Origin of the sequence: Paenibacillus xylanexedens (assembly GCF_017874615.1) — a bacterium.
GTDB classification, from domain to species: Bacteria; Bacillota; Bacilli; order Paenibacillales; family Paenibacillaceae; genus Paenibacillus; species Paenibacillus xylanexedens.
In genome coordinates this window covers 31,923-44,307 of record NZ_JAGIKV010000026.1, presented here as the reverse complement: position 1 = coordinate 44,307, position 12,385 = coordinate 31,923, and the positions used below count along the sequence as shown (strand labels likewise).

The 12,385-nt window shown below is 42.8% G+C and carries 11 protein-coding genes and 1 riboswitch; of the genes, 8 read left to right on the top strand and 3 right to left on the bottom strand.

Annotation, left to right across the window (positions count from 1 at the left end):
- The first annotated feature begins 112 nt into the window (after nt 1-112).
- The gene (locus J2Z28_RS26055) at nt 113-1,207 is read left to right on the top strand and encodes a hypothetical protein (protein ID WP_211084984.1); all 1,095 of its coding nucleotides are present in this window, start codon (nt 113-115) and stop codon (nt 1,205-1,207) included.
- Between the two features lie 161 nt (nt 1,208-1,368).
- On the opposite strand, the gene J2Z28_RS26050 is transcribed toward J2Z28_RS26055, so the two are convergent.
- The gene (locus J2Z28_RS26050; protein WP_211084982.1) at nt 1,369-2,043 is read right to left on the bottom strand and encodes a VOC family protein; all 675 of its coding nucleotides are present in this window, start codon (nt 2,041-2,043) and stop codon (nt 1,369-1,371) included.
- A 21-nt stretch (nt 2,044-2,064) separates the two neighbouring features.
- On the bottom strand, nt 2,065-2,946 hold the full coding sequence (locus tag J2Z28_RS26045) for a LysR family transcriptional regulator (RefSeq protein ID WP_211084981.1): 882 nt from the start codon (nt 2,944-2,946) through the stop codon (nt 2,065-2,067).
- A gap of 168 nt (nt 2,947-3,114) precedes the next feature.
- Between J2Z28_RS26045 and J2Z28_RS26040 the strand changes: the two genes are divergently transcribed.
- Nucleotides 3,115-4,296, top strand: coding sequence for an MFS transporter (locus J2Z28_RS26040; protein ID WP_211084979.1), 1,182 nt, complete (start codon nt 3,115-3,117; stop codon nt 4,294-4,296).
- Between the two features lie 37 nt (nt 4,297-4,333).
- Here J2Z28_RS26040 and J2Z28_RS26035 read toward each other — a convergent pair whose 3' ends face one another.
- On the bottom strand, nt 4,334-5,302 hold the full coding sequence (locus J2Z28_RS26035) for a helix-turn-helix transcriptional regulator (RefSeq protein ID WP_211084977.1): 969 nt from the start codon (nt 5,300-5,302) through the stop codon (nt 4,334-4,336).
- A gap of 87 nt (nt 5,303-5,389) precedes the next feature.
- Here J2Z28_RS26035 and J2Z28_RS26030 point away from each other — a divergent pair, with 87 nt between their 5' ends.
- The 6 genes from J2Z28_RS26030 (at nt 5,390) to J2Z28_RS26005 (ending at nt 12,202) form a co-directional block, all read left to right on the top strand.
- Nucleotides 5,390-5,833 carry a VOC family protein gene (locus tag J2Z28_RS26030; RefSeq protein WP_211084973.1) on the top strand — a complete coding sequence of 148 codons (444 nt, stop codon included), beginning with the start codon at nt 5,390-5,392 and terminating at the stop codon, nt 5,831-5,833.
- Nucleotides 5,834-6,081: 248 nt separating this feature from the next.
- Nucleotides 6,082-6,606 carry a VOC family protein gene (locus tag J2Z28_RS26025; protein WP_211084972.1) on the top strand — a complete coding sequence of 175 codons (525 nt, stop codon included), beginning with the start codon at nt 6,082-6,084 and terminating at the stop codon, nt 6,604-6,606.
- 472 nt (nt 6,607-7,078) lie between these two features.
- The gene (locus J2Z28_RS26020) at nt 7,079-7,999 is read left to right on the top strand and encodes a methyl-accepting chemotaxis protein (RefSeq protein ID WP_342357558.1); all 921 of its coding nucleotides are present in this window, start codon (nt 7,079-7,081) and stop codon (nt 7,997-7,999) included.
- A 152-nt stretch (nt 8,000-8,151) separates the two neighbouring features.
- Nucleotides 8,152-9,864, top strand: a complete 1,713-nt coding sequence (locus J2Z28_RS26015; protein ID WP_211084968.1) for a spore germination protein — start codon at nt 8,152-8,154, stop codon at nt 9,862-9,864.
- A 38-nt stretch (nt 9,865-9,902) separates the two neighbouring features.
- Complete coding sequence (locus J2Z28_RS26010; protein ID WP_211084966.1) at nt 9,903-11,003, top strand: spore germination protein; 1,101 nt, start codon at nt 9,903-9,905, stop codon at nt 11,001-11,003.
- A complete protein-coding gene (locus tag J2Z28_RS26005) occupies nt 11,000-12,202 on the top strand; it encodes a Ger(x)C family spore germination protein (RefSeq protein ID WP_211084958.1) in 1,203 nt (400 codons plus the stop codon). The genes J2Z28_RS26010 and J2Z28_RS26005 overlap by 4 nt, the downstream gene beginning before the upstream one ends.
- A 70-nt stretch (nt 12,203-12,272) precedes the next feature.
- Nucleotides 12,273-12,374, top strand: a riboswitch (SAM riboswitch).
- Nucleotides 12,375-12,385: the final 11 nt, after the last annotated feature.

Sequence of the window (12,385 nt, the reverse complement as noted above, 5' to 3'; positions counted from 1 at the left end):
GAAAAGAATTTGTTCGCCATACATTCACCCTGCTCCAAATTAGAAAAATGAATGATAATACAAATATAATCAGCAGCTTATAAAATATACATGAAATTAAGGAGTGTTTTAATTGGGAGTGAATGAGAAAAGATTTTCCGGAAATTTATTAGTTATAACAGAATTTATGGATGATTATTTTACTTGTAAGAATATTACGCCATCAGCCTTAACATCTTTAACCTCAGCACTGAAAGGCTTTTTCAGAACATATAATACTCTTCATAATTTTTATTTCAATCTAAATAATTTCACAGAAGCACAAGAGAAACAATTATGTGAGTTTACAGACTACCATGAAAATTACATGCAAGCTATTATTCACTTTCATCATTTCATAGAACTAGTTATTAAAGATGCACTAAGGTTCCATAATGAACATCTCGCCAACAAGTTAGGAGATAGTAAAATAAACGAGGCTGCATTGCTTCAGCATTTAAGAGATGGAAGAGATATTGGTGAGATAAAATTCAAGGACATGTCGGTCGAATATAATATAGCTTTGAAAAGAGCACTGGAATTGCCAAACAGCTCAATAAAGGGGATTTTAATGCAGCATAAAGAAGCTTTAGAAGAGATTAATATATTAAGGAATATGTTGTTGCATCGAGGAGCACGCTTTTTACTTTATAGGCAACTAGATGAATTCGTTGTTAGAACAATTCTTCCGTTAGTTCAAGATATACTTTATAAATGTGAAGAACTGTGGAATGGTGAAGAAATAAAAGAGTATTGGTGCTATGATTACGAGAATTGCGATATTGATCCAATACAATATCTTGCTAATATGCCTAAAGAGGGATTTATAGATCATAGAGCGATTGCTTTCTATAAAGCGGTTGGATTAGCACTTTACCAAAGGCCACTGGAAAGATCTCTGGAAAGTATCTATGAAGAAGATTTAATGAGAGTAATTTACGATTTAAAAGATAAATCGAAAAAAACTTGTTTTGTATGTAGCTATGATACTCTTTTCCTTTATCCTGATATAGATTACTCTTCTGCTCATAAACTTAATAAAGGGAAGCATTACTTTAACTCTTGTAAAGCAGTTTGCACTAAATGTGGCCTGAAACTTTATAATGATGTAAATGAACCAGCGGATTATGGTATTAATGAGGATGAAGGGCGTATTTGGGAATATACACACTTAATTGAAATCAATTAAATGTGTCCGGATCGTCTGAATTATATATTTTAAAATTGCAATTGTATTTCATCGATGAGACAAAATGAGGGTTCCAATAACAGCTGTCATTGGAACCCTTTTTCGACTGTGATGTAAAAATGAAATCCAGTGTTCCGAGATAAATAAACACACTCTCTACTTTAATTAGAAACAATAGAGTACAATTCATTCTGCAGCGATACTCCTCCGGTCTGCCCAGTTTCCACCTTAACCTCCGTGGCAAATACACCAGGCATACGCCCGTCTGGGAACCAGGGCTTCTGTTTATCAATGACAATAAACATGCCTTCTGCATCACCCGTGGGGGAGAATTGTTTTCCGTCTCCGGCAAATGGTTCAAGTTGATAATGCTCATTCAATGTGCTCATCGTCTCAGGAACATCATCGACAGGCAGGCCGATTTCACTAATACATAACAGATGATTCACTTCGAAAGCTTCATCGACTGCATTATCGAGTGAATGGTGAGCGATAAATTCCATCAAGTTGCCGCTTGGATCATAGAAATAGAAGGCTGTTGCATCCCAGTAGGGGAAATAAAATTCATCCTGTCCATCTTTGGAGAGCAATGGAATGTTACGGTCTTGAACCCACCTTTTCGCATCAGCAAGTTTATTCGTTGGAATCGTAAACGCTACATGATAGTATGGCTTCTCTTGTTCTGGCGCCTTCTTGAAAGATAGGACCGAGTTCCCCACACGAAATGAAACGCAAGTTGTACCATCCTCCACAAGCTCCAGTTCCAGTAGTGTACCGTAAAACTCTTTTATGGCCTCGACCTGATGTGTCAACAAACCAACTTCTCTTATTATCATTTCATTATCCTCCTTTTAATCTTACCTTTGATTGAAATATTCGATTGTTTTCTCAATAAATGCCTTGGCCGATTGCGTCAGGTAACGGTCGGTTCGATGGATGATCTCAAAGTGTCGGTATGGCGGATCGTCTGTAATTCGGATGCAACGTAGCGTGGGCTCATTCATGGCTTGGATCAGAGGATAAGGCAGCAGTGTTCCTCCGACGTTGGCTTTGACCAGGCTAATGATAGAGGTTGCCGAACTGGTCTCCATGATGGTATTTAGGGTAAAGCCATATTTACGGCAATAACCGTCGACCAATTCTCTGCCCGTAAATCCTTCGGGGAACATCACCGTTTGGATATCACGTAGCTCCTGAATTTCAATTGTGCTTCGTTCAGCCCAATCATGATTCTCGGAAACGACGAGTACATATTCTTCACTGCACAAAGGAATGCGTACAAGCCGCCTATCAGGAGCAGACGTGATCTCGATGCCAATGTCGACTTCATTTTCCAACACTTGATTCACGACATAGATCGAAGAGATAACCTTCAATTGCACTTTGGGGAATCGGGCATGAAAATCAACAAGCAGTGGAGTGAGACGGTAATCCAAATCGGATGGAAGGACACCAATAACCAATCGTCCCCGCTGATCATTCCGGAATTCAGCTAGCGCATCCTGGGTATTCTGTAAATGTCGGATCATCTGTACACAGTGCTCCAGAAACAGAGTCCCTGCCTGGGTCATCACAATCTTTTTGCCGACGCGGTCAAACAAAGGAACACCAAGTTCATCTTCCAACCCACGTATTTGTTGACTCAACGTAGGTTGAGATATGCCAATTTTCTCAGCTGCCCGTGTAAAATGAAGCTCCTCACACACTGTAATAAAGTTTTCCATCTGACGAATCTCCATGCGTTCACCTCCAATCATTGGTTTTAGTAATCATTTTAATAGAAACAATAGTATTGTTCAATCATTATATTAAATCTATACTTAATCGTGCAACACTCAAAGATCCTGACATTAACAAATAGGATCTTTGGTGAAGGCAAGAATACTACTCCCATGAGGTGATTCATAATGAAACTTTTTTATATTGTATTGGCGCTTATTCTGGCTTCACTGAACTTAAGACCACCGATTACTTCCATTTCTCCTCTGATGAGTACCATACAGAATGATCTGGGTTTGAGCGGCATGACCGCCAGTTTGTTAACTACACTACCGGTATTATGTATGGGCATATTCGCTCCATTCTCTGTAAGACTAAGTAGAAGGTGGGGGAACGAAGGAGCCATTGTACTGGCTTTAATCCTTATTGGGATAGGTACGGGATTACGATTGTTCGTAGGCGCAACTCCGTTGATGATGTTCACTTCTTTTCTGTCAGGTGTAGGGATTGCATTGGCAGGGCCGCTGTTGTCCAGCTTCATTAAGCAGTATTTCCCTAACCGAGTGGCAGCCATGGTCGGCATCTACTCTACAGCAATGGTGATGGGGGCCAGCATTAGTGTGGGATTATCGGTTCCGCTTCAGCAGACGTTGGGTGGATCTTGGAGAGGTTCTTTGGCTACATGGGCATTACTTGCAGCCATTGCATTGCCAATCTGGTTAAAATTAGCTTGGTCTGCGCGTACAGAGCGGCAATCCGGACAAACTTCGGCTGTAGTCCATGCACCACTTCCGGTGAAGAACAGGCGTGCATGGGTGCTGACACTGTTCTTTGGACTGATGGCCGCGATCTTCTATTCATTAACCGCCTGGCTTGCGCCAGCCATTCAGAGCCATGGATATAGCCAAGAGACTGCTGGCAACATCCAAACGTTATTTACATTGATATCACTGCCCTCAACGTTATTCATTCCCATGCTTGTACACCGATACCAAAGACGTGTCTTCTGGCTTGTTGGATGTGCGATGTTGGAGTTAACAGGTGTCCTGATGCTGAATCTCTCTGTCAGTCCGTGGCTTGCGGCGATCCCGCTCGGTATTGGTGCAGGTGGACTGTTCCCGATTGCACTCATGTTGCCGATTGATGAGACAAACAATGCTCAGGAAGCTAGCAGCTGGTCGGCTATGACTCAATCTGGTGGCTACATTCTTGGAGCACTTGGACCGCTCGCGATTGGTTGGCTCCGCGATCTAACAGGCAGCTTCGTGCAAGCATTTTATGGTTTGGCTATCATCATCGTGTTGCAGATTATCGTTCAATTGGCTATTGGTAATAAAAAAAGTTTAAAAGTTAGCCAAGAGCAGAGCTAAAAGGCATGTGAATTAAAATGGTTTAGAAATATGATTTTTATACATGATCCAATAAGTCCAGATAGTACTGCCTTAATGCTTTCTTTAAGATGACGGGCTCCGTAATCTTAATCGAGTTACCATAGCCTGCAAGATATCTCACTATGAAATCAAGCTCGTGAGGTTCATATGAACCGACAAGATACATGTGTCCCATCTGCTCGATGATCTGCATAGATGGGAAATGTTCTTGCTGGAATAGCTCCATCCCGGCTTCGTCAATCAGGCATTTGAATGGAATTGCTTGTTCCGATGGTTTCCATAGAGATTGGGCATCCTGTGAATAGAGTTCCTTTACATGAGTTAAAGGTTCAATCTCCGTTGTTTCGGCTGAAATGATGCGGTCGCAGCGGAATACACGATACGCTTGTTTATGCAGATCATAGGCCTGACAATACCAATAGCCTTTCCTGGCATAGAGTGCGATGGGTTGAATGGTGCGGATATTGGTGTTTGCAGAAGATGACCTTTGATCAGAGGATCTACGCTGATTAGCGTACGTAATCTGGATCACTATATTCTGAACAGCAGCCATCAACAGAAACTCCAAATGTGCACTGTCGCGGATCTGCTCGGTATGTTGGAAGTAAACCCGGTGTTGGATGTTCTCAATATCCTGTCGTTGCTTGTCGGATAACGCGCTCATAAATTTCTCATGAATGGTACGGAAAGAGACTTGAAAGGGTAAACTGGAGAAGCTGCGGAGAGCCTGCATCGCAAAATAAAGGGCATGAAGTTCCCCCGTATTAAACGAAATGGGAGGCAGCTGCATCTGTTGCAGCAGTCGATATCCGCCGTAGCGTCCATATTCGACATAGATGGGCGCACCTAACTCTTCCAATGAAGCGATATCTCTTAACGCGGTTCGTTTGGATATCTGGAACTCCTGCATGAGATCTTGCAGGGTGAACTGTTGTTTTTGATTAATGAAGCGCAGCATCTGGTTCATACGTTCTGATTTTTTCATATCAAACCCTCTTAATGGTGCCATAGATTGGCACCTTTCGTTGTTATAGTGATAAGTGTAATCCAATAGGAACAAGGAGGCAATATAATGAATTTTGAAGTGATACCATTTTTGTCGATGAACGGGGATGCGGCGGCAGCCATTGCTTTTTATGAAGAGTTTCTCGGCGCCAAGGTGATATTCAAGAAAAGTTATAAAGAGATGAAGGAGATGAACCCGGGCTTCGAATACCCTGCCGGTCAAGATGAGTATATTACACATTCGGTACTTGAGATTGGGGTTAACAAAGTGATGATTGCTGAAGAAGCAATGGACCCGGAGAGAGCATGGCAGCTGGGGAACAGCACGTCACTATGTATTCAATCCAAGGATAAGAATACAATCGATCAACTGTATCATTCTTTGATGCAACATGAGGGTGTGAAGGTACTGGTACCGTATGAACAAAATGAATTCAGCCCAGGATACGGTATTGTACGGGACCCATTTGGCATTGCGATTCAGCTATGTGTAACTGTGCACGATTTTTAAAATGAGTTCAGGCCCCCGGTTAAGCACTCGGTATGTGAACCTGTAACTAACTTAAAAACATCAAAAAAAGAAGAGCCATGGATATCATGCGCTCTTCTTTTTCGGTTTCTATACAAGGTCGTTTGCACAGCCATCAGATGAATGAGACAGCTCGATGGTTATAGCGGACCTCTTTTCGTGTAAATCATATAGGTACGGATGTCGCTGTGTACAAGCAACTTCAATGGATAAAGGAAAGAAGGGATAACATGATTACGAGAGGAATCGACCATATTGGAATAACTGTACCGGATATGGAGCAAGCGACACTATTTCTACAACAGGCATTTGGAGCTCAACTTGCTTATGACCATATAACGCCGGATGATCCCCCACAGGAAGGACCCGAGGCAGAGCTTAAATTAGGACTGCGTTCAGGAGCAAAGGTTATTCATATTCGGATGTTATCGCTCGGGGAGAGCGCCAGTATAGAGTTATTTCAGTACGCGAATACAGCGCAATCAGAGTCAGTTAGGGCATCAGATTACGGATTGCAGCATTTGGCGTTGTATGTGGACGATATGCAAGAAGCTGCACGACACTTCAAAGAAGCGGGTGGGGTGTTGCTAACAGAGCCTGGGGCGTTGACCGGTCATATTGAAGGTGGGGAGGGCAATCAGTTTGTGTATGGAAGGGCACCTTGGGGGATGCTGATCGAGCTGATCTCCTATCCTTCGGACATTCAGTATCCGAATCACAGTGAAACGAAGCGCTGGACACCACGAAAAAAATAATAAAGGTGAGACTGGATAAGAAACAGGAAGACGCACGACAAATCGTTCTGTTTTTCTTGTATATAGGGGCTACACGGTTACTAAAAAACAGAATTTATGTTACAAATACGTTACAAATACAGAAGTGTATACCTCTTTGCCTTATGTTACGATACGTACAAGTAGATACAGAGATATTTTACGGATAAGATAAGTTATAACGTCTCTTTGCTGGACGATGAATATGCTCCGAAAGTATGAAGATGGAAGCCTTTTATCCAGGATACTGAAGAAGCATTGAAACGAAGGAACAACTATATATTTTGACTGAAAAGGGTTGCAATAAAAATAAATAACAACAGGTGATCCAAAATGCTGCAAATCGGGTATCAATAGTAGAGTCATTTAGAACCTGATGGATACATATGTTGTTATGATCGTTTTTTGCTAGTTAAAGGCTGTCTATTATGGAATGAACTGTGGGGGTTATCAAGTGTCTATATTAGATATGGAAAAGAAAGATGTTGTCACCGATGCAATGGTCATCAAGGCGATGGAGAAAAGTCTTGCTATCATTCGATTTGATCTGGATCGCCGGGTAACCTACGTGAATGAAGTCTTTGCCCAGACGATGGGATATACGGTAGATGAGATGTACCGCATGAAGCATCAGCAACTGTGCTTCGGTCAATTTGCAAATACTCCGGAATATGATGCTTTTTGGAATAGCATATTTAATGGGGTCAGCTTCCAGGACAAGGTTGAACGCAAGGATGCAAAGGGGAATTCCGTATGGCTTGAGGCGACATATATGCCGGTGTACGATGAGACGAATCAGAAGATACTGGGTGTCTCCAAAATCGCCACCAACATTACCAACCGTCAGAACAACATTTCGGTCGTAGTGAATGAGCTGAAAACGATGTCCAATGAACTGAATGGGCAGGCAGATGTAGGCATTGAACGGAGTCAGGAGTTGATGTCCAGTATCTCCTATATCTCTGAGGTGTCGACTTCTAACCGTGCAACGTTGACTCATTTGCAGGAACAGGCTGGATCGATTCAGGGTGTGGTACGAACGATACGCGAGATTTCGTCTCAGACGCAACTGCTCGCGTTAAATGCTGCCATTGAGGCTGCACATGCAGGAGAATTTGGACGAGGATTCGATATCGTGGCCAAGGAAGTTAAGAAACTATCCGCAATGGTGGAGAGTTCGATTAACGAGATTCGTGATAGCGTGACTGGAATAACGAAGGAGATTGGTAATATCACAGGAGGTACCAAAAAAGTAGAAGAATATGTTGAGCAGAGCCAGAAGCAGATTGAGATTGCATTGAATGATTTTACAGCAATTGCTGCTTCAGCTCACTTGTTGGATGCCAAAGCGGAGCATGTGACCAGAATCGTATAATTATAGAGCGAATAGTGGTTCCTAATACAGGAACCGCTTTTTTTTTTTGCTGTTCTGTACACAAAAAAACGGGAATTATTGTGATCAAACGGGGACACAATACTTGGGAATACCTGCAGCTATGTCATGCAGAGAAATGTTGGGGTGGGAACATGTGGTCAACAATTGTATCCTACGTGCCGGAATGGCCCATATGGATTCAGGCATTCTTGGTCTTCATCATTCCAATTGGTATTACCTTGAGCATGCGCTGGATCAATGCTGCCATTAAGCGTGGAAGCTTCTCTCGTTCGAAGCAATCGTCCATATCCTCGAAGGATATCTCGCCAGCAGCCAAAGGGCAGGGTGAAGGGACCGAAACAGGCCACTATGCCAATATTAAATTAACCGGCAAGTATAATACGGATCTGACCAGTGTAAAAGAAAGCTTTGGACTCAATGCAGACGTGCATATTCGGGAATTTATTATTAGGGGAACGAATACACGGGCTGCGGTCATCTATACCGAAGGCCTGGTAGATCAGGACTTAGTTGATGATCACTTGATTACACCGTTGATGTTAGAAGGTGTTCCTCTACTTAAGCAGGAAGGTTTCCTTCATCCGGATAATGCACACTTACTGTCGGCATATCTGCAAGATCAATTACTTCCTGTCAGTTTGGTTGAGGAGACGAAGTCTCTTCAAGAGCTTGCAGTTGGTGTGCTTTTCGGGAAAAATGCACTATTGGTTGATGGCTTGCCAGGTGCTTTATTAATTGGAGCCCATAATATCAAAACACGAGGTATAAATGAACCTTTATCCGAGGGGTTGCTTCGTGGACCACGTATTGGTTTTACAGAGCAATTAAGCGATAATACAGGCATTTTGCGTCGTTATGGAAGTGATCAAAGCCTATTTATTAAGAAATATGAAGTGGGTTCACGGATCAAAAAAGATTTGGCGATAGCCTATATTCAGGATATTGCCGATCCAAATCTCGTTGCTGAAGTATGCAAGCGAATTGAAGAGATGGATATGGATTCGATGCTGGAATCAGGTTATGTGGAACAACTCATCGAAGACAGTACGCTGAGTCCTTTTCAACAGGTACTGAATACGGAAAGACCTGACCGGGTAATGGGTGCTCTACTGGAAGGTCGAGTGGCAATTTTGTTGGATGGAACGCCATTTGTATTAATTGTACCGGTGACCTTTAGCATGTTGCTTCAGTCTCCCGAGGACTATTATGAACGCTGGATTCCCGGAACATTTTTGCGAGTGCTGCGTTTTATGGCCGCGATGCTGGCATTGCTTGCTCCTGCGCTCTATATTTCGTTTATCTCGTTCCATCCGGGTCTTATTCCAACCAAGCTGGTATTGACGATTATTGAAACGCGTACTGGAGTTCCATTTCCTTCAATTATTGAGGTACTCATCATGGAGCTTTCAATTGAAATCTTGAGGGAGGCCGGGATACGCTTGCCCAAACCGATTGCGCCAGCGATGGGAATCGTTGGAGGTCTGATTATTGGTCAAGCAGCAGTGCAAGCGGGAATAATAAGTCAATTTCTGGTCATTGTCGTTGCGGTAACAGCCATCTCTTCCTTTACGATTCCGGTTTATAGTGCGGGATTAACGCTGCGGATTCTGCGGTTTGCTGCCATGTTTAGTGCAGCTATACTTGGACTATATGGTGTTGTAATGTTCTTCCTGCTTGTGTGTACGCATCTGGCACGACTCTCAAGCTTTGGCGTACCATATGTAGCTCCAGCCGTTCCTTATCACATGAATGAATGGAAGGATTTCGTTATCCGTGCTCCGTTAAATATGATGAGAATGCGTCCCAAGATGACTAATCCGATAGATGATGATCGAAAAAAATAATGGAATTCCATCTACTGAAGGTCTGGAGGTGAACTAAAGTGAATGGCTCCCAAGGAAAGCTAACCACGACACAGGCCGTTGTAATTATTGTCAATTACATGCTTGGTGCCGGGATATTGACGTTGCCTCGAACGACCAGCAAGGCTGTAGGAACACCAGATGTCTGGATTTCCATTATGCTGTCTGGGCTGATTATTACAGGTATCGGAATAATTATGGTTACCCTGTGTCGCAGATTTCCGGGGAAAACCGTGTTCCAGTTCACCCGTGAGATTACGGGGAACTGGATTGCTTACATACTTGGATTTGCTATGATTATGTATTTCACGGTCATTGCAGCTTTTGAAGTAAGAGTCATGGCTGATGTGACAGGAATGTATCTACTCGAACGCACTCCCACCTGGGCAATTGTGATGGTCTTCATGTGGATCGGTATATATATGATCTCGGGTGGACTTGGTGTCATTGTACGCGTGTTCGAGATTATTCTACCGATTACGATCATTATATTTGTCATCGAAATTCTACTTAGTAATCAGCTATTTGAGATTGGGAATCTAAGACCTGTGCTTGGGGATGGGTTTATGCCGGTTTTCAAAGGACTGAAGCCCTCACTACTGTCATACACGGGATATGAGGTGATGTTAATCATGACTGCCTATATGAAAAATCCGAAGAAGAGCAATAAGGCAATGAGCTGGGGGATATTCATATCCACCACTATCTACTTGATCACGGTTGTCATGGTCATAGGCAGTTTATCCGTTGATGGGATAAAAACGCGCACCTGGCCAACGCTGGATTTGGTAAGAAGCTTTGAGATACAAGGTTTAATATTCGAAAGATTCGAATCCTTATTACTGGTCATCTGGATTATGCAAATTTTCTCGACTACAGCGATCACACATTACTGCGCTTCGGTGGGCATTCGTGATTTGTTTCGTACCAAAAAAATTAAAGGTATTATGTACGGTCTGCTTCCGTTCATTTATCTCACAGCAATGTTACCAAAAACGGTGGATGATACCTTTGCGCTCGGGGATATGCTGGGCAATACATCCGTGTTTCTATTTGCCATTTTACCTCTGGTGCTGTTGCTGATAAGTCTGATTCGTAAAAAAGGAGGCAAGCATGCATGATTCCATTCCGTGTGCACTTACGTATAGCCTCTGCCTTCTGTATTTTGTTGACGCTATCCGGATGCTGGAGTAGCCGGGAGGTAGAAGATCTAAGTCTCTATGTCGGACTTGGGATAGATGTTGGCAAAGAGACAGAATTTGAGAAAGACATCGCTGATCAGGGAGGAACATATCCAAAGAAGAACTATGTGACCGCTACTGTGCAGATTGCTCCAGGATTTTCCGATAGTAAAACGAGTCAACAATCTGGTTCACCTTCTTCTGGCAAAACATCCTATTCCAATGAACAGCTTACCGGGGATTCCTTGCTGCAAATATTCCGTCAGTTTGCGCTAAGACGAGATAAGCCTCTTATCGGACATCATCTGAAGGTCATCGTCATCTCCAAAGATATTGCAAAAAAATATGGGTTGGACCAACTGTTAGATTTTGTACTGCGGGATAACGATATTCGACCGAACTGTCTGGTGCTGATTAGTCATCATCGTGCCTTAGATGTGTTGACTTCCCAGGACCCTTCTCGAATTCCAGCATTTTATCTCACAGGGATCACGAATAATTCGTATCTGTCCAACAAGATCCTGGACCCAGTGTTGCTGTCCAAGCTAGACGCGCAAATGCAATCCGGATCCAGCTTCCTGCTCCAGAATGTACTGAATTTCGATGGAGAGGACAAGTTCTCTGGAGGTAGCATATTTGATGGGAAAACGACTAAGTTCATTGGGGAGCTAAGTCAAACGGATCTGGAAGGTTTATCGTGGCTTAAGCCCAAAGAACAAGGAGGCGTCTTGAAGACACACAACAAACAAGGATTCACCGTTGTATATGAAATGAAGAAGAAAAAAACAAAAGTAATTCCCAAGGTGGTTGGTAATGACATTTCATTCCATGTAAAGGTCGATTCCGAAGGCTGGTTAATGGAAGATTGGCGTGCTCCCGAAGAAGAAGAAAAAGGGGCCTACCTTAGAGAGTTGGAAAAAGATTTTGCTGAACTGGCCGAACAACAGATTCGACAGTTGTTATACAAACTGCAGCATACCTATAAAGTAGATGTTGCGGATTTTCGGGATAGCTTGCGTATCAAAGAACCTAAAACATGGAAAAAAGTCAAAGACGATTGGGATAAAATTTTTAGCACCGTGCCGATCACGTATGAGGTAAAGACCACCATCACCAATCCGGGGTCTTCCACCGAATAGCGAGATGTGCCATTTATTATTTAAATGTTGACACATTCATGATAGATCGCTATATTAGTAAAAAATCATTTTCTTATCCAGAGAGGTGGAGGGACTGGCCCTTAGAAACCTCAGCAACAGATCTGAAGGATACTGTGCTAATTCCAGCGGGTGAAAGCCTGATAGATAGGAGCGTTTGTTTTT